Here is a 17,976-nt window from a genome sequence, read left to right as displayed (position 1 = left end):
TTCGGTAACGGTTCGGTCGACCCCTCGCCGACCAGCGTCTCACCAGGTGGTGCTGCCGTACACTAGCCCGGACGGACAGACGGAGGAGTACGTGCCAGAAGGTGTGACCGCGGGGATCACCCTCCTCGCCAACCGTTACGAGATCGGTGATGTCATCGGCCGAGGCGGCATGGCAACCGTGCACCTCGGCAACGACACCCGTCTCGGTCGCAAGGTCGCGGTGAAGCTCCTGAAGCCGAGCCTGGCCAACGACCCGGCGTTCCGCACCCGGTTCCGGCAGGAAGCCCAGGCAGCTGCACGCATGGCCCACCCGACGGTCGTCCGGGTGTACGACGCCGGTGAAGAGACCGTGACCGAGACCTCGGGCGCCGAGGTGCAGGTCCCCTTCATCGTGATGGAGTACGTCGAGGGCCGTCCGCTCTCCGACATCATCGCCGAGGGCGCCGTCGCTCCGGCTGAGGCCGTCCGCATCACCGAGGGCATCCTGACTGCGCTCGAGTACTCCCACCGCGCCGGCGTCGTGCACCGCGACATCAAGCCCGCCAACGTCATGGTCACGCACAACGGCCAGGTCAAGGTCATGGACTTCGGCATCGCCCGAGCCATCACCGACACCTCGGCCACCGTCGCGCAGACCACGTCGATCCTCGGCACCGCGTCCTACTTCTCGCCGGAGCAGGCGCGCGGCGAGACCGTCGACGCCCGCACGGACATCTACTCCACCGGTGTCGTGCTGTTCGAGCTCCTCACCGGCCGTGCGCCCTTCCTCGGCGACACCCCGGTGGCAGTGGCCTACCAGCACGTCAGCGAACAGCCCGTCGCTCCGTCCTCGATCACGCCCGAGGTCTCTCCGGCACTCGACGCCGTGACCCTGCACGCCCTGGTCAAGGACCGCACGCGCCGGTTCCAGAACGCCGCCGAGTTCCGCTCGGACCTGCAGCAGGCCGCTTCGGGTCGGGTTCCGGCGTCCACCAAGAAGATCCAGCAGAACGCGGCGAACGACGCGTCGACGGTGCTGTTCGGGGTCGACCCGCGCACCACCTCGAACCCGGCCGCGGCCTTCCGCGAGCTCGACGACGACACCGCCGAGCACCGCCCGCAACGCACCCAGAACCGTCCACCGGTGGCGTGGATCTGGGTCGGCATCCTGCTGACGGTGGCGGTCATCGTCGGCGTCGTGTTCTTCGTCGCCAACCTGCAGCCGGGAAAGCCGCCGGTCTCGTCGTCCGTGAGCGTGCCGAACGTGACCGGGTCGACCTACAGTGCCGCGGTCAGCGCCCTCGAGAAGAAGGACCTCACACCGGTCAAGGTCGAGGAGAACTCCGACGACGTCGACAAGGGCATGGTCATCCGCACCGACCCGGGCTCCGGGATCAACGTGGGGCGGAAGTCCAACGTCGACGTGGTCGTCTCGCTCGGCCCCCAGCGGCTCCCGGTCCCCGAGTTGAACGGGCAGTCCCAGGCAGCCGCACAGCAGACGCTGGAAGACGCCGGCTTCCGCGTCGGCGCGATCAGTTCCGACTACTCGTCCGACCTGCCAGAGGGCACCGTGATGAGTTCCGACCCCGAGTCCGGTTCGCTCCACACCAAGGGCATCGTGATCAACCTGACGGTCTCCAACGGCAAGGTGCAGCTGCCGAACGTCACGAACCAGCAGTTCGCCGATGCCAAGGCGTCGCTCGAGCAGCTCGGCCTGACCGTGACACCGTCACCGTCGTACTCGTGCACGGGTGGCCTCGTCACGCAGCAGGACACCCCCCAGGGCGACGTCGCCCAGGGAAGCGCGGTCGCCCTGACCTACTGCGCCGCGTCGAGCCAGCCGACCAAGGCCCCGTCCGACGACGGGAACGACAAGGGCGACAACGGGGACAACGGCGGCGACAACGGCGACGGTCGCTGACCAACCGATCAGGGACGCCGCCATCGGGGCCGTCGACCCGACCACACGCGTACGCGCGCAGCGTGACGGACCGGTGACGGGCCTCCCGTCGGCACGCTGACGGCCAGGAGGCCCGGCGCCTCCCCGCCACGCGTCCGTGCGCCCGTCGGGTCGTCGCGTCCACTGCTCCAGGCGCGTCGACGCACGACGCCGTCGAGCGCGCCCTCCTGGCGCGTCAGGCGCGGTGGGTCGCGATGAGCGGGCCGAGCCCTTCGGCGCGTTCAGCGGCACCGGACAGACCGGTGGTCTCGAGCCAGTTGCCGACCATGCGGTAGCCGCCCTCGGTCAGGACCGACTCGGGGTGGAACTGCACGCCGTAGAGCGGGTGGTCGCGGTGCTGGACGCCCATGATGACGCCACCGCCGGTCCGGGCCGTCACGGTCAGTTCGTCGGGGACCGTGCCGTCGACGATCGCAAGGGAGTGGTACCGCGTCGCCGTGAAGGGGTGCGGGACTCCGGCGAAGAGCGTGCTGTCGTCGTGGTCGACCTGCGAGGTCTTCCCGTGCATGAGCTCGTCGGCGTGCGTGACCGTGGCCCCGAGGGCTTCTGCGATGGCCTGGTGGCCGAGGCAGACCCCGAGCAGGGGCGTCCCGGACGCGATCGCCGCGTGCACCGTCGGGATCGAGACGCCGGCGTCGGCCGGGGTCCCCGGGCCGGGTGACAGCAGCACACCGTCGTAGTCGGCGATGCGGTCTGCGATCTCCGACTCGGGGAAGGCATCGTTGCGCACCACGTCCGTCTCGGCCCCGAGCTGCTGGACGTACCCGTTCAGCGTGTAGACGAAGCTGTCGTAGTTGTCGACGACGAGGATCCTGGTCATGGCGGTTCACCGTACTCGTGGGGGATGTGTGCAGCGGTCTGCGGGCCGATCCACACACGTGGTCACGGTAGGATACCGGCCATGGCCAGTGACAAGGACCGCACCAAGCCCGCCCGGAGGACCCGAGCCGACTCGGTCGACACCGCGGGGGACGCCCCGAACCCGGTGTGGTTCAAGCCGGTCATGTTCGGCTTCATGATCATCGGCCTCGTCTGGGTGATCGTCTTCTACATCTCGAACGCGACCCTGCCGGTGCCGAGCCTCGGCTCGTGGAACATCCTCGTCGGCTTCGGCATCATGTTCATCGGATTCCTCATGACCACCCGCTGGCGCTGATCCACAGCCTCGAGACACTCTGACGCCCGTCGCACCAGTTGGTGCGGCGGGCGTTGTCGTTCTCCACAGGGCTTTCGGCCGCTGGTACCCAGATCATCGAGGATGCCGGCGGTTCTCCACACTTCTCCACACTCTCCACATCGTCATCCACACCCGGACCCCGGAGTTATCCACAGCTGAGTCCACAATGGGGATAATCACACGCGTGTAACTCACCGGTTTCTCCACACCTGTGGATAACTCTGCAGGTGCCTTGTGGACGAGGTCTTGTCGGGCCCGATTCGCGCCCCGAGGTGACGGTGGAACGACGAACGCCCCGCCGCGGAAGCGACGGGGCGTTCGGTGGACGTGTGTCCGGATCGGGTCAGCCGATGGTGACGGCGTACCCGACTGCCGTGAGGACGATGCCCACCACCGCGGAGGCGACGAGCAGGCCGATCTGCAGCGGCCGCTGCCGGATGTTCCGGGTCTTGGCGAACACGAAGCCCACGAGGAAACCGCCGATGATCCCACCGACGTGCGCCTGCCACGAGATGTTCGTCCCCGGGAGGAAGCCGACGACCAGGTTGAGGCCCATGATCACCAGGAGCTGGACGGCGTTCTGACCGAGGCTCCGCTGCAGGACGAAGAACGCCGCGAAGAGACCGAAGATCGCGCCGGACGCCCCGACCACCCAGGTACCGGGGGCGAGGAACGTGACGAGCATCGAACCGAAGATCCCGGTGATGAAGTACAGCGCCACGAACCGCCAGGCACCGAGCATGTTCTCGAGCATCCTGCCGAAGATCCACAGTGCCCACATGTTGAACACGATGTGGAGGATGCCCGAGTGGACGAAGAGCACGGTCACGACCCGCCACGGCTGCGTGGGCAGCAACAGCGAGTTGTAGGCGAGCAGGCTGGTGAAGAACCCACCACTCACCTGGTCCAGCAGCCAGATGGCGACCGTGATCGCCACGATGACGACCGTCGCCTTCTGGTCGAGCATCGCGAAGCGCCGTCGCGCGACCGTCAGCCCACTGGGGGCTCCGGACGCGCGACGGTTCGCTGCGAACTGTGCGCGCTGTTCACGCACGCACTCCGGGCAGTGCACCCCGACTGCCGCCGGCGTCTGGCACTCCGGGCAGATCGTCCGCCCACAGCGCTGGCAGAGCACGAAGCTCTGCCGGTCCGGATGCCGGTAGCAGGTGTTGTTCGGGTTGTACGCCTGGTCGGTCACGTGAGGATCAGACGCCTTCGACGTCGATGCTCTGGATGACCACGTCTTCGACGGGCTTGTCACGGCCGTCGGTGGGGACACCCTCGATGGCGTCGACGACGGCACGCGACTCGTCGTCGGCGACCTCACCGAAGATGGTGTGCTTGCCCTGCAGCCACGGCGTCGCCACCGTGGTGATGAAGAACTGCGAGCCGTTGGTGCCACGGCCACCCTGGATGCCGGCGTTGGCCATGGCGAAGATGTAGGGGTTCTGGAACGTGAGCTCGGGGGAGATCTCGTCGTCGAAGCGGTACCCCGGGCCACCGATGCCCTGGCCGAGCGGGTCACCGCCCTGGATCATGAAGTCCTTGATGATGCGGTGGAAGACGACGCCGTCGTAGAGCTTGTCGGTGGAGACCTTGCCCGTGCCCGGGTGGGTCCACTCCTGCTTGCCCGTGGCGAGGTCGACGAAGTTCTTGACGGTCTTCGGTGCGTGGTTGCCGAACAGGTTGACGCGGATGTCGCCCTTGTTGGTGTGGATCGTTGCGACAGCGGTGTGCAGAGACATGTTCCGATTCTCGCATGTACCGGCTGCGTACGGACCGGACCCACAGGTGAGGCTCCGTGACCTGTCAGGGACTCTGGTGGCAGGATGGGGTCACGCCGATCCGATGGAGGTACCAGATGACGACGATCGAGATCCCGCGCAAGCGTCGGAAGCAGATCAAGAAGCTCAAGGGCCAGACCGCCTCGCTCCTCGGAGAGCAGCGCAAGGTCCTCGAGCACGCGAACGCGATCCTGGCGGAAGCCCGGTCGAACGCAGCCGACGCAGCCCGCAAGGACATCGCCCCCCGTGTGCAGAACGCGATCGACAACGGGCTCCGTCCCGCGGTCGCGACCGGGGTCCACGCTGCGACGTCCGCAGCACAGAACGCTTCGCACAAGTTCCAGTCCGAGGTCATCCCCGGACTGGTGTCGACCGCTGGCTCCGTGCTGAGCGTGACCGACCTCGCGAAGGACCCCCGGGTCAAGAAGATCGTGAAGAACGCCCAGAAGAAGGGCAAGAAGGCCAAGAAGGCTGCCGTGAAGTACGTGCCGTCGCAGCAGAAGAAGGGCATCGGCTTCGGTGGTGTCGCACTCATCATCGTCGGCGTCGTCGCCGTTGCTGGTGCTGCGTACGCCGCGTACCAGACGCTCCGCGCCGACGACGACCTGTGGGTCGCCGACGACGCAGACACGGCGGAGAAGCCTGCCGCCTGACCTCCACGGTTCGTACGAAGGGCCCCGGCACTCCGCCGGGGCCCTTCGTCGTTCCCGGGTGCAGCGCTGCGACAAGGTTCGGTGTTCCGGTGTCCGGTACCGCGCGGCCGCGCCCGTCGGCCGACGCCGAGGTTCCACGACACGCCGCCCGTTGCCCGCCGAGGTTCCACGGATGGCCCCAGGAGCGCCCGAGATGCCGAGATCTCGGAACCTCGGCGGCGCGAGACCTCGGCGCACGACCCGAGCACGCACGACGACGACGAACGCTCGACGTCTCGCCGAGGCGGCCATAGCGGAGCGGCCAGTGCCGAAGGCACGAGGCAAGCACGGCGGAACGACCCGGCGGAGAGAGGAACGACCGCAGCAGGGTCATCCCGGAGTGGAGTGGAGCCTGGGAGAATCGAACTCCCGACATCCTGCTTGCAAAGCAGGCGCTCTACCAACTGAGCTAAGGCCCCGGGTGCCACCGAGGTGATCGGTGGCGGGATGGAATTGTCGTGTGTTCCGAAGAACTGGTGGGGCTACAAGGACTTGAACCTTGGACCTCTTCGTTATCAGCGAAGCGCTCTAACCGCCTGAGCTATAGCCCCTCAGACCGGATGAAAGCCTACCCCACGGATCTCGCAGAACGAAATCGAGCGATCGGCTCACCCGGCCCGGGTGTGTCAGTTGTTCGTGAAGCCGACGAGCAAGCCGCCGGTGATGCGAACACTGAGGTTGTAGAGGACGCTCACGATGGCCCCGAGCACGGTGCCGACGACCACGTTGAGGATGCCCACGACGATGGAGAACCCGAGCACCTGACCCAGTGAGAACTGGTCCATGATCGAGTAACTGTTCTGACCGGTGACGTCCTTCAGCAAGGCGTCCACCTGCGTGAACACGCCCGTCTGGTTGAGGATGACCCACACCAGCGCCGTGGCGACCACGATCACGATGCTGCCGGCCAGGGCGATGAGGAAGCTGAGCTTCACCATCGACCAGAAGTCGACGTAGACCAGCCGCAGCCGCACTTGGCGGGTGCCGACGGGTCGCTTCGCCTTCTTCTGGAGCTTCTCGGCGACACTACTCATTGCTTGACTGGTCCTCTCCGGCCTCGTCCGCGACGGGCTCGGTGTCGATGGGATCAGTGGAGTCCGGTGCCGCTTCGGAAGGGCTGACCGTCTCCACCGGGCCCGCTGGCTCGATCTCGGCGTCGTCCTGGTCGACCAGGTTCCGCTCGGTGTTCTGGGCCACTGCGATGATCTTGTCGTTCGCCGCGAACCTGGCGAAGACGACACCCATGGTGTCGCGACCCTTGGCAGGGACCTCGGCCACGGCAGACCTTACCACCTTGCCCGATTGCAGCACGACGAGCACTTCGTCGTCCTCACCGACGATGAGAGCACCCACAAGGTCACCTCGGTCGGTCGCCAACTTCGCCACCTTGATGCCGAGACCACCGCGTCCCTGGATGCGGTACTGGTCGACGGCGGTGCGCTTGGCGTACCCACCCTCGGTCATCACCCAGACGAAGCCGTCGTCCGCCACCACGCGTGCGGCCAGGAGCGAGTCGCCGTCGCGGAAGGACATGCCCTTCACACCGGAGGTCGACCGACCCATCGGCCGCAGGGTGTCGTTCGTCGCGGTGAACCGGAGCGACATGCCCTGTCGGGAGACGAGCAGCAGGTCGTCGTGCTCGTCGACGAGCAGCGCCTGCCGGAGCTTGTCGCCGTCGCGCAGGTTGATCGCGATGATGCCACCGGTGCGGTTGGTGTCGTACTCGGTGAGCGCGGTCTTCTTCACCAGCCCGTGCTCGGTCGCGAGGACGAGGTACTGCGCGACCTCGTAGTCACGGATGTCGAGCACCTGCTGGATCTGCTCGTCCGGCTGCATCGCGAGCAGGTTCGCCACGTGCTGGCCCTTGGCGTCGCGGCCGGCTTCCTGCAGCTCGTACGCCTTGGCGCGGTAGACCCGGCCCTGGTCGGTGAGGAACAGCAGCCAGTGGTGCGTCGTCGTGACGAAGAAGTGCTCGACGATGTCGTCCGCGCGGAGCTGGGCACCACGGACACCACGGCCACCTCGGTGCTGCGAGCGGTACTGGTCGCTGCGCGTGCGCTTGACGTACCCGCCGCGGGTGATGGTGACGACCATCTCCTCTTCGGGGATGAGGTCTTCCATCGACATGTCGCCGTCGTAGCCGAGCATGATCTCGGTGCGACGGTCGTCGCCGAAGCGGTCGACGATCTCCTCGAGCTCGTCGCGGATGATCGTGCGCTGCCGGGTCTCCGACGCCAGGATGTCCTGGAAGTCGGCGATCTTGCGCTCGAGCTCTTCGGCCTCGTCGTGGATCTTCTGGCGCTCGAGCGCGGCCAGTCGACGGAGCTGGAGCTCGAGGATCGCGCGCGCCTGGATCTCGTCGACGGACAGCAGGTCCATCAGGCCGGAGCGGGCCTCTTCGACGTCGGGCGAACGACGGATGAGCGCGATGACCTCGTCGAGGGCGTCGAGCGCTGCGAGGTAGCCGCGCAGGATGTGCGCGCGCTTCTCGGCCTCGCGCAGGCGGAACTGGGTGCGGCGGACGATGACGTCGACCTGGTGCGCGACCCACGCCGAGATGAACCCGTCGAGCGGCAGGGTGCGGGGCACACCGTCGACGATCGCGAGCATGTTCGCGCCGAAGTTCTCCTGCAGCTGCGTGTGCTTGTACAGGTTGTTCAGCACGACCTTGGCGACGGCGTCGCGCTTGAGCACGATCACGAGGCGCTGGCCGGTGCGACCAGAGGTCTCGTCGCGGATGTCCGCGACGCCGGCCAGCTTGCCGTCCTTGACCAGGTCGGCGATCTTGATCGCGAGGTTGTCCGGGTTGACCTGGTACGGCAGCTCGGTGACGACGAGGCAGGTGCGACCCTGGATCTCCTCGACGTTGACGACGGCGCGCATCGTGATCGAACCACGACCGGTGAGGTAGGCGTCCTGGATGCCCTTGGTGCCGAGGATCTGCGCACCGGTCGGGAAGTCGGGCCCCTTGATGCGCTGCATGAGCGCGGCGAGGAGCTCTTCGCGCGTCGCCTCGGGGTTGTCGAGCGCCCACTTCGCGCCCTCGGCCACCTCGCGCAGGTTGTGCGGCGGGATGTTCGTCGCCATGCCGACCGCGATGCCGACCGAGCCGTTGACGAGCAGGTTCGGGAACCGTGCCGGCAGGATCGCCGGCTCCTGGGTCCGACCGTCGTAGTTGTCCTGGAAGTCGACGGTGTCCTCGTCGATGTCCCGGACCATCTCCATGGCGAGCGGCGCCATCTTGGTCTCGGTGTACCGCGGGGCTGCTGCGCCGTCGTTGCCCGGCGAGCCGAAGTTGCCCTGGCCGAGTGCGAGCGGGTAGCGCAGCGACCACGGCTGCACCAGACGGACCAGCGCGTCGTAGATCGCCGAGTCACCGTGCGGGTGGAACTGCCCCATGACGTCACCGACGACGCGGGAGCACTTCGAGAACGCGCGGTCCGGACGGTAGCCGCCGTCGAACATCGCGTAGATCACGCGGCGGTGCACCGGCTTCAGGCCGTCGCGGACCTCGGGCAGTGCACGACCGACGATGACCGACATCGCGTAGTCGAGGTAGGAACGCTGCATCTCGAGCTGCAGGTCGACCTGCGAGATGCGGTCACCGGAGACGACGATGTCCCCGCTGTCGCCGTGGACGATCTCGGGCTGCTCGTCGGGGGCGTTCTCGTTGTCGTCAGCCATTGGCTTGCGTTACCTTTCTGACGGCCGGGAGGCCGTGGTGACGTTCGTCGCGGTGGACGCGACCACAGGTGGTCCGGACCAGAGCGCGCGGCTGGCACCGCGCCTCCAGGCCAGGGTCGAGACTGTTCAGATGTCCAAGAAGCGGACGTCCTTGGCGTTCTGCTGGATGAACTGGCGACGTGCGTCGACGTCTTCACCCATCAGCGTCGAGAAGGTGCTGTCCACCGCGGCGGCGTCCTCGAGCGTGACCTGCAGGAGCGTGCGGGTGTCCGGGTTCATCGTGGTGTCCCAGAGCTCCTTGTAGTCCATCTCGCCGAGGCCCTTGTAGCGCTGGATGCCGTTGTCCTTCGGGATCCGCTTGCCGGCGGCGATGCCCGACTGCATCAGGGCGTCGCGCTCCCGGTCGCTGAACACGTACTCGTGTGCGGCGTTCGACCACTTCAGGCGGTACAGCGGCGGCTGCGCGAGGTACACGTAACCGCGCTCGATGAGCGGCCGCATGTAGCGGAACAGCAGGGTCAGCAGCAGCGTGGTGATGTGCTGTCCGTCGACGTCGGCATCGGCCATCAGCACGATCTTGTGGTACCGGGCCTTGTCCGGGTCGAAGTCCTCACCGATGCCGGCGCCGAACGCCGTGATCATCGACTGGATCTCCTGGTTGGCGAGCGCGCGGTCGAGCCGCGCCTTCTCGACGTTCAGGATCTTGCCGCGCAGGGGCAGGATCGCCTGGGTCATCGGGTTGCGGCCCTGCACGGCGGAACCGCCAGCGGAGTCGCCCTCGACCATGAAGATCTCCGACAGGGTCGGGTCCTTCGACTGGCAGTCCTTCAGCTTGCCGGGCATGCCACCCGACTCCGAGCAGCCCCTTGCGACGCGTGGTCTCGCGGGCCTTGCGGGCCGCGAGCCGTGCCTGCGACGCCTGGATCGCCTTGCGGACGACGTCACGGGCCTGGGTCGGGTTGCTCTCGAACCAGTGCGTGAGCTCGGCGCCGACGACGCGCTGCACGAAGCCCTTCGCCTCGGTGTTGCCGAGCTTCGTCTTCGTCTGGCCCTCGAACTGCGGTTCGCCGAGCTTGACGGAGATGACGGCCGTGAGGCCTTCACGGATGTCGTCACCCGTCAGGTTGTCGTCCTTCTCCTTGATGATCTTCGTCTCGCGCGCGTACTTGTTCACCAGGTACGTCAGCGCCGCGCGGAAGCCCTCTTCGTGGGTGCCGCCCTCGTGCGTGTTGATCGTGTTCGCGAAGGTGTGCACGCTCTCCTGGTACGAGGTGTTCCACTGCATCGCGACCTCGAGCGCGATCTTGCGCTCGGTGTCCTCGGACTCGAAGCCGATGACGTCCGGGTGGACGAGGTCCGCCTTCTTCTGCGCGTTGATGTACTCGACGTAGTCGGCGAGACCACGCTCGTACATGAAGGAGTCGTTCCGCGCCTCTTCCCCTTCTTCCGGGGTGCGCTCGTCGCGCAGGTTGATCCGCAGGCCCTTGTTGAGGAAGGCCATCTGCTGGAACCGGGTGCGCAGGGTCTCGTAGTCGAAGACGACGGTCTCGAAGATCTCGGCGTTCGGCCAGAAGGTGATCGTGGTGCCGTGCTCGTCGGACGGTTCGTCCTTGGTCAGCGGTGCGACCGGGACGCCGTCGGTGTAGCTCTGGCGCCAGACGTGGCCCTGCTGTCGGACCTCGACGTCGAGCTCGGAGCTCAGCGCGTTCACGACGGAGGAACCGACGCCGTGCAGACCACCGGACACCGCGTACGCGCCGCCGCCGAACTTCCCGCCGGCGTGCAGGACGGTCAGGACGACCTGGACGGTTGAGACGCCCTCGGCCGCGTGGATGCCGACCGGGATGCCACGGCCGTTGTCGACCACTCGGACACCGCCGTCTTCACGGATGGTGACGTCGATGGTGTCGCAGTACCCGGCGAGGGCTTCGTCGACGGAGTTGTCGACGATCTCCTGGACCAGGTGGTGCAGACCGCGGGGCCCCGTCGAACCGATGTACATACCGGGACGCTTGCGGACCGCCTCGAGCCCCTCGAGCACCTGAATCTGGTCTGCTCCGTAGGACGGTTCGCTCTGCGGGGTCTCCGCGTCGAGCGGGTTCTGCGGGTCGTCTTCAGATTCTGATGCCATGTCGAGCGTGCTCCTGCCTGCGCGCGGAACGCCCGCGCACTGCACCTCCCAGTCTACCGCAGAGGCCCCTCTTTCGAGGGCTCATCCGGCCCACAGGCGGGCTTTTTGGCACCACAGGATGATTTCGTCGGCTCAACCGTAGGTGTCGCGAGGACCGCGCCCCTGGACCGTCCTGGGGCCGCGTTTCCAGGTGGGGACGTCCGGCCCTGAAACCCGGATCGACTCCACCCCGGCTTCCGGGTGCCGCTCGGCGATGGTCGTCGTGACACTGGCACGCATGAGACGGAGCTGGGTCGCCCAGGCGGTCGAGTCACACCGGATGACCAGCGCACCGTCGTCGATGGTGACCGGGGTGGAGTGCTTCGCGAGTTCCTCACCGACGACGCTCGGCCAGTCCACGAACAGCTCCGAGCGGGCCAGGGGTTCGGTCCACCCGAGCTCGTTGGCCAGGGATCCGACGACGTCGCCGAGCCCTCGGGGTTCACGGCCGCGGCCGTAGGGGACGGTGTCGGCGTCGAACTCGCGGGAGCGACGGCGGCGGGCGTCGACCCCGCGCTTCGACGGGTCGCCGAAGACGGCTCGGAGGTGCCGGTACAGCCGCGACGGCTCGGTCGGCTTCCACGGGCGGGGCATCAGGAGTCGGCTTCCGGCGGGGTCGCGTCGGTGTGGTCCATCGCGTCGGGTTCGTCGGTCGCGTCGGTTTCGTCCGTGGTCGACCTGGAGGCCCGGCTGGCGTCCGCCTCGTCGGTCACGATCGTGCCCGCCTCGATCCGCACCGTGTGCGCGGCCAGCTGCGAGGGGACGTCGCCGAACACCGCTGCCGTGATGAGGACCTGCTCGTAGTCGGCCACGGCGTTCCCGAGGCGCTCACGTCGAGACTCGTCGAGTTCGGCGAACACGTCGTCGAGGATGATGATCGGGTCACCGAGGTTCGACTCGGCCCGCAGGATCGACGCGCTCGCCAGCTGGATCGCGAGCGCGAACGACCAGGACTCTCCGTGACTGGCGTACCCGCGGGCAGGTAACCCGTTGAGCTGGAACAGAACGTCGTCCCGGTGCGGCCCGACGAGGGTCAACCCGCGGTCGAGCTCGTCGCGACGACGCCGCTCGAGGGCAGCCGCGAACGCCTCGGCTGCGGCGGTCACGCTCACCGGCTCGTCGGGGGTACCGAGGACCGGGTCCGTCGCCGCGGCGGCCTCCGGGTCGCCGCCACGGATCGAGAGCACACCGGCGATGGAGGCATCGTGGTCTTCGCCCGCGACGGTGGCGTACGCCTCGGCGACGAACGGTGCGAGCCGGCGGGTCAGGTGGTCGCGCGCGGCGACGATCTCGGCACCGAGTCCGACGAGGCGGTCGTCCCAGACGTCGAGCGTCGACAGGGCGTTTGCCTTGGCGCCGGTGGCACGGGCCGACTTGAGCAGGGTGTTCCGCTGGCGGAGTGTGCGGTCGTAGTCGGCCAGCACCCCTTGCATCCGCGGTGCGATCTGGCCGAGCAGCTCGTCGAGCATGCGTCGCCGACCGGCCGGTTCGCCACGGACCAGGGCGAGGTCCTCGGGAGCGAAGAGGACCGAGGTGCAGTAGCGCGGGAGTTCTCGGGGCTTGATCGCCGACCGGTTCACCTGCGCACGGTTCGCTCCGGTGCGGTTGATCTGCACCTCGGCGAGGATGCTGCGGTCCTCGTGCGCCAGGCGGGCCCGGACGATCGCGGCGTCGCAGCCCTGACGGACGAGCGCGGCATCCGTCGGGACCCGGTGCGAACCGAGCGTCGACAGGTACCCGATCGCCTCGACCAGGTTGGTCTTGCCCTGTCCGTTCCGCCCGACGAACAGGTTCGGCCCGCGTGCGAGGTCGACGTCCGCCTCCCGGTAGTTCCGGAAGTCGGTGAGTTGGAGATGGTCGACGTGCACGCGGGCCGAGTCCGGGTTTCCCCGGGTGGTCCTAGGACTTCTTGACGGCGTGACCGCCGAACTGGTTGCGGAGCGCCGCGACGGCCTTCATCGTCGGGGACGCGCTGCCCTGACGCGAGACGAAGCGGGCGAAGATCGACGCCGAGAGCGCCGGCATCGGAACGGCGAGCTCGATGCCCTCTTCCAGCGTCCAACGCCCCTCGCCCGAGTCCTCGACGTAGCCCTCGAGCTCGTCGAGCTTCGGGTCTTCGTTGAGGGCCAGGACCATGAGGTCGAGCAGCCAGGAACGGACGACCGTCCCGCGCTGCCACCCGGCGAACACGGCGGGGACGTCGGTGATCAGGTCCTTGGCCTCGAGGAGCTCGTAGCCCTCGCCGTAGGCCTGCATGATCGCGTACTCGATGCCGTTGTGGACCATCTTGGCGTAGTGCCCCGCGCCGATCGGACCGGCGTGCGAGAAGCCCTCTTCGCGGGGGCCCTCGGGGCGCAGTGCGTCGAAGACCGGCATCGCGAACTCGACGTCCTTGACGTCACCGCCGACCATGAGGCCGTAGCCGTTGTCCTTGCCCCACACGCCGCCGGAGACACCGGCGTCCATGTAGCGGATGCCGCGCGCACCGAGCTGCTCGGCGTGCGTGGTGTCGTCGAGCCACTTCGAGTTGCCACCGTCGATGACGAGGTCGCCCTCGTTCAGGACGCCGGCCAGCTCGGTGATGACGTCGTCGGTGATCTTGCCGTGCGGCACCATCACCCAGACGAGTCGCTGACCCTCGGGCAGGGCGCCCGCCAGGTCTGCGAGGCTCGCGACGTCGGAGACGGCGGGGTTCGCGTCGTAACCGGTGACCTCGATCCCTGCGTTGCGGAGACGGGCACGCATGTTGTTGCCCATGCGACCAAGGCCGACAAGACCGATGTGCATGATTTCCTCTTCTGTTTCGTCGTCGCGCTGAGGCCGCAGCTGGTGCGTCAGCGCAGTGTTCCTGTTGCGCCTATCGCAGCAGCAGGTTGGGCTGCAGCAGGTACCGGTATCCATCGGTCGCGGCAGCCTCTTGCGAAGTCTGGCCGGTGATCAGCACCGGGCCCGGCTTGTTGGGGTTCTCCGTCTTGGTGAAGGAGATGCGGACGAACTCGGAGTGCACCGCGTTCAGTCCGTCGAGGAGGAAGGCGGGCTTCAGCGAGACCACCGTTTCCTCTCCGGTCAGCAACGCACTGATCGACTCTGACGCCTGCGCTTGTTCGGATCCGATCGCCTCGAGCGTGAGCCCGTCGACCGTGAAGGAGAACCGGAGCGCTGCTTCGCGCTCCAGGACGAGTGAGACCCGTCGGACGGCTTCGACCAGTTCCGCAGTGTTGATCACCGCGTGGTCGTTGACGTTCTCGGGGAAGAGCCGGCGGACCGGCGGGTAGTTGCCCTTGATGAGCAGGGAGGTGACCGTCTTGTCGTCGGCGTGGAACGCGATGAGCTCGCGGTCCGAGTTGCCGCTGATCGAGACGGAGACGGTGGACGCCGACCCGAAGGTGCGACCGACCTCCTGCAGGGTGCGGGCGGGGACGAGGGCGTGCAGCGGGTCCGAGCCGACGCGGCCGGAGTCCCACGCGATGGTGCGGACGGCCACGCGGTACCGGTCCGTGGCGATGAGCGACAGGTCGTTGTCGCCGACCTCGAGCTGGACGCCGGTGATGACCGGGGTGACGTCGTCGCGGCTCGCGGCGACGGCGACCTGCGACACGGCCTCGGAGAAGGCATCGCCGGGGATGACACCGGTCTGCGGACCGATCTCGGGCAGCGTCGGGTACTCCTCGACCGGCATGGACAGCAGCGTGAAGTGCGCCGATCCGCAGGAGACCGAGATCTTGGAGTCCTCGGTCGTGAAGGTCACGGGGGCGTTCGGCAGTCGGCTCGCGATGTCGTTCAGCAGGCGACCGCTGACCAGGACCGTGCCCGGGTCGTCGATCTGCGCCGAGATGGACGTCTGCGCCGAGACCTCGTAGTCGAACGACGAGAGCGTCAGACGATCGCCGTCGGCGTGGATCAGGACGCCCGACAGGATCGGGAGGGTCGTGCGCTGTGGGAGGAGTTTCACCGCGAAGGAGACGGCTTCGGAGAAGACGTCCCGGTTGACCTCGAACTTCACAGCTGGAACCCCTGTCGATCGGCTTGGACTGTCCGGCCGCCCCATTCTGGCACAGGCGGACGTGGGCCGGATTTCTTGTCATCCCGCCGTCCACAAGGTTGTCCCGCGGAGATGGATCGTTAACCAGGAGTAATGGTGTTAACGCCTGTGCACACTGTGGATAACCCTGTGCATGCCGCTCGGCCGTAGGGAACTACACGGTTGTGACTTGTGGGCGGTCTGTGGGCGACGTCGGGATGAATGAATCTCATCTATCCACTTCCATCCCCAGTTTCCACAGGAGGCCCCCTCGCTGTGAACAACCGGCCGGCGTGTCCTCCACAGTTATCCACAGGCTATCCACACTGTGAGAACTCCGGCCCATGGAACCGTCTCAGATGGTGGATGCGCCCGGAGACGCACCGATCTCAGCGGTAGCGGCGGTCCTGCTTGATGCGGCTCGTGAGCTCGGTGACCTGGTTGTAGATCGACCGCCGCTCCTTCATGAGCTCGGTGATCTTCTTGTTCGCGTACATGACCGTGGTGTGGTCGCGGTTGCCGAACAGCTGCCCGATCTTCGGGAGCGACAGGCTCGTGAGCTCGCGGCACAGGTACATCGCGATCTGTCGCGCGGTGGCGATCGCCTGCGAACGGGACGAGCCGTACAGGTCGTCGACGGAGAGCTTGAAGTACTCCGCGGTGTGGTTGATGATGTCCGTCGGCGCGACGACGTTGTCCTCGTCCAGGGTGATCAGGTCCTTGAGGACGGTCTGCACCAGGGCCATGTCGACAGCCGTCCGGTTCAGGCTCGCGAACGCCGTGACGCGGATGAGCGTCCCCTCGAGCTCCCGGATGTTGCTCGACACCTTCGACGCCATGAACTCGAGGATGTCGTCCGGCACCTGCAGGTGGTCGGACTGTGCCTTCTTGCGGAGGATCGCGATGCGCGTCTCGAGCTCCGGCGCCTGGACGTCGGTGATCAGACCCCACTCGAAGCGGGAGCGCATGCGGTCCTCGAAGCCGGTCAGGTGCTTCGGTGCGACGTCGGACGTGATGACGACCTGCTTGTTGTGGTCGTGCAACGTGTTGAACGTGTGGAAGAAGGCCTCCTGCGTGGAGTCCTTCCCCTGCAGGAACTGGATGTCGTCGATCAGCAGGATGTCGATGTCGCGGTAGCGCTGCTGGAACTGGTTCGACCGGTTGTTCGCGATCGAGTTGATGAAGTCGTTGGTGAACTCCTCGCTCGACACGTACCGGACGCGGATCCCCGGGTAGAGGCTCTCGGCGTAGTGCCCGATGGCGTGGAGCAGGTGGGTCTTGCCCAGTCCGGAGTCGCCGTAGATGAAGAGTGGGTTGTAGGCCTTCGCCGGAGCCTCGGCCACCGCGACCGCTGCGGCGTGGGCGAAGCGGTTCGACGAGCCGATGACGAAGTTGTCGAAGTTGTACTTCGGGTTCAGCCGCGACTCGGGCCGGCCGCTCGTGCCCGGGGAGTCGATCTGGCTCGGCACGAAGGGTGCCTCGATGTACTGGCGGGGTGCAGCGCTCTGCTCCACCGCTTCCTGCACGGGCTCGGCGTACTCCGGCACGTTCGGGTCGACGCGCGGCTCGGACGCCATGTCCGGGTTCACCGTGATGGCGAAGTTCGCGACCGAGTCGTCACCGATGCGGGCGACGGCCTCGGTGATCGGGATGCGGATCCGCTGCTCGAGCATGCCGCGGGTCAGGTCGTTGGGGACCTCGAGGTACAGGGTGCCGGCGAGGACGCCCTTCGGTTCGACCAGGTTGAGGAACCCGTGGAGCTGCGGCGTGATGCGGGGGTCTTCGCTGAGGATTCCGAGTACGGATGACCAGAGGTCCTCGACGGGGTCGGCCGGCATCGTCATGTCGCGCTCGTCTCCAGGTGTGTGTCGTGCGTTCGGTGCCGGACCGGGGTGCGTCCTGCTGGGTCGGACGTGCCGGAGTGCCGCGGGGTGTGGCACTCAGCGGACCGTGTCGTGCGCCGGCGGTTCGTCGGGGTCTCGGGGGCTTCGTCGACGCCTCGTACCGCGCGTGTTCCCACAGGGTTGTCCACAGTGTTGTCCACGACCGCCCGGATCCGTCGGACAGGAGTACTTCCCTGTCGTACCGGGGCGCGGGGCCGATCGATGACCCCACTGTAAAGGACCGGGCCGGGTGGCACCGAACGGAAGTTGTCCCCAATGTGGAGAATGGACCGCAGCGGTGTCCTCGACGCCTCCGGCACCGAGGCCGGCCCGATCGGCGTTTGACCTGCTCGCTGCTGTCACGTACCGTTAACCAGTTGACTGCGGCCGATTGGTCGCGCCCATCTGCGTCGTTCGACACCGAGCGATGACACATACATACGTGACGGCTCGCCGCGAGCAGCCGTGTGGAGAGATCATGAGCAAGCGCACCTTCCAGCCGAACAACCGTCGCCGCGCCAAGAAGCACGGCTTCCGCCTCCGCATGCGGACGCGTGCCGGCCGCGCCATCCTGTCGGCGCGTCGCGCCAAGGGCCGCACCGAGCTCTCGGCCTGATCAGGCTCAC

Annotated in this window: 14 protein-coding genes, 2 tRNA genes and 1 pseudogene; 4 read left to right on the top strand and 13 right to left on the bottom strand. The window is 67.2% G+C overall.

The window, feature by feature from the left end; genetic code table 11:
- Nucleotides 1-103 precede the first annotated feature (103 nt).
- Complete coding sequence (gene pknB, locus ACZZ0J_RS12645; protein ID WP_463438182.1) at nt 104-1,900, top strand: Stk1 family PASTA domain-containing Ser/Thr kinase; 1,797 nt, start codon at nt 104-106, stop codon at nt 1,898-1,900.
- Nucleotides 1,901-2,114: 214 nt separating this feature from the next.
- Here pknB and ACZZ0J_RS12640 read toward each other — a convergent pair whose 3' ends face one another.
- Nucleotides 2,115-2,759, bottom strand: a complete 645-nt coding sequence (locus ACZZ0J_RS12640) for an anthranilate synthase component II (protein WP_463437191.1) — start codon at nt 2,757-2,759, stop codon at nt 2,115-2,117.
- Nucleotides 2,760-2,840: 81 nt separating this feature from the next.
- Between ACZZ0J_RS12640 and ACZZ0J_RS12635 the strand changes: the two genes are divergently transcribed.
- Complete coding sequence (locus ACZZ0J_RS12635; protein ID WP_111083690.1) at nt 2,841-3,095, top strand: cell division protein CrgA; 255 nt, start codon at nt 2,841-2,843, stop codon at nt 3,093-3,095.
- Between the two features lie 364 nt (nt 3,096-3,459).
- On the opposite strand, the gene ACZZ0J_RS12630 is transcribed toward ACZZ0J_RS12635, so the two are convergent.
- Together ACZZ0J_RS12630 and ACZZ0J_RS12625 are read right to left on the bottom strand one after the other, a co-directional pair.
- On the bottom strand, nt 3,460-4,314 hold the full coding sequence (locus ACZZ0J_RS12630) for a rhomboid family intramembrane serine protease (RefSeq protein ID WP_463437190.1): 855 nt from the start codon (nt 4,312-4,314) through the stop codon (nt 3,460-3,462).
- 7 nt (nt 4,315-4,321) lie between these two features.
- Nucleotides 4,322-4,861, bottom strand: a complete 540-nt coding sequence (locus ACZZ0J_RS12625) for a peptidylprolyl isomerase (RefSeq protein WP_111083688.1) — start codon at nt 4,859-4,861, stop codon at nt 4,322-4,324.
- A gap of 116 nt (nt 4,862-4,977) precedes the next feature.
- Between ACZZ0J_RS12625 and ACZZ0J_RS12620 the strand changes: the two genes are divergently transcribed.
- A complete protein-coding gene (locus ACZZ0J_RS12620; RefSeq protein WP_463437189.1) occupies nt 4,978-5,553 on the top strand; it encodes a hypothetical protein in 576 nt (191 codons plus the stop codon).
- Between the two features lie 385 nt (nt 5,554-5,938).
- On the opposite strand, the gene ACZZ0J_RS12615 is transcribed toward ACZZ0J_RS12620, so the two are convergent.
- From ACZZ0J_RS12615 to dnaA, 10 genes and pseudogenes are all read right to left on the bottom strand, one after another.
- Nucleotides 5,939-6,011, bottom strand: a tRNA-Ala gene (locus tag ACZZ0J_RS12615).
- A gap of 55 nt (nt 6,012-6,066) precedes the next feature.
- A tRNA-Ile gene (locus ACZZ0J_RS12610) sits at nt 6,067-6,143 on the bottom strand.
- A 75-nt stretch (nt 6,144-6,218) separates the two neighbouring features.
- Entirely contained in the window at nt 6,219-6,626 is a 408-nt protein-coding gene (locus ACZZ0J_RS12605; protein ID WP_027466922.1) for a DUF3566 domain-containing protein, read from the bottom strand.
- Nucleotides 6,619-9,276, bottom strand: a complete 2,658-nt coding sequence (gyrA, locus tag ACZZ0J_RS12600) for a DNA gyrase subunit A (RefSeq protein WP_216834274.1) — start codon at nt 9,274-9,276, stop codon at nt 6,619-6,621. Before gyrA ends, ACZZ0J_RS12605 begins: the two co-directional genes overlap by 8 nt.
- 126 nt (nt 9,277-9,402) lie before the next feature.
- Nucleotides 9,403-11,407, bottom strand: a pseudogene (gene gyrB, locus ACZZ0J_RS12595) (DNA topoisomerase (ATP-hydrolyzing) subunit B).
- Nucleotides 11,408-11,539: 132 nt separating this feature from the next.
- Nucleotides 11,540-12,040, bottom strand: coding sequence for a DciA family protein (locus ACZZ0J_RS12590; RefSeq protein ID WP_111083686.1), 501 nt, complete (start codon nt 12,038-12,040; stop codon nt 11,540-11,542).
- Nucleotides 12,040-13,314, bottom strand: coding sequence for a DNA replication/repair protein RecF (recF, locus tag ACZZ0J_RS12585; RefSeq protein ID WP_463437188.1), 1,275 nt, complete (start codon nt 13,312-13,314; stop codon nt 12,040-12,042). Before recF ends, ACZZ0J_RS12590 begins: the two co-directional genes overlap by 1 nt.
- A 31-nt stretch (nt 13,315-13,345) precedes the next feature.
- Complete coding sequence (gene gnd / locus ACZZ0J_RS12580) at nt 13,346-14,233, bottom strand: phosphogluconate dehydrogenase (NAD(+)-dependent, decarboxylating) (protein ID WP_123292939.1); 888 nt, start codon at nt 14,231-14,233, stop codon at nt 13,346-13,348.
- A gap of 70 nt (nt 14,234-14,303) precedes the next feature.
- Nucleotides 14,304-15,449, bottom strand: coding sequence for a DNA polymerase III subunit beta (gene dnaN, locus ACZZ0J_RS12575; RefSeq protein ID WP_111083683.1), 1,146 nt, complete (start codon nt 15,447-15,449; stop codon nt 14,304-14,306).
- A 407-nt stretch (nt 15,450-15,856) separates the two neighbouring features.
- A complete protein-coding gene (gene dnaA / locus ACZZ0J_RS12570) occupies nt 15,857-17,311 on the bottom strand; it encodes a chromosomal replication initiator protein DnaA (RefSeq protein ID WP_111083682.1) in 1,455 nt (484 codons plus the stop codon).
- A gap of 517 nt (nt 17,312-17,828) precedes the next feature.
- Here dnaA and rpmH point away from each other — a divergent pair.
- Nucleotides 17,829-17,966, top strand: coding sequence for a 50S ribosomal protein L34 (gene rpmH / locus ACZZ0J_RS12565; RefSeq protein WP_022889115.1), 138 nt, complete (start codon nt 17,829-17,831; stop codon nt 17,964-17,966).
- Nucleotides 17,967-17,976 lie beyond the last annotated feature (10 nt).

Source organism: Curtobacterium sp. AC272 (assembly GCF_979258155.1).
This window is presented reverse-complemented; position numbering and strand designations above follow the sequence as displayed.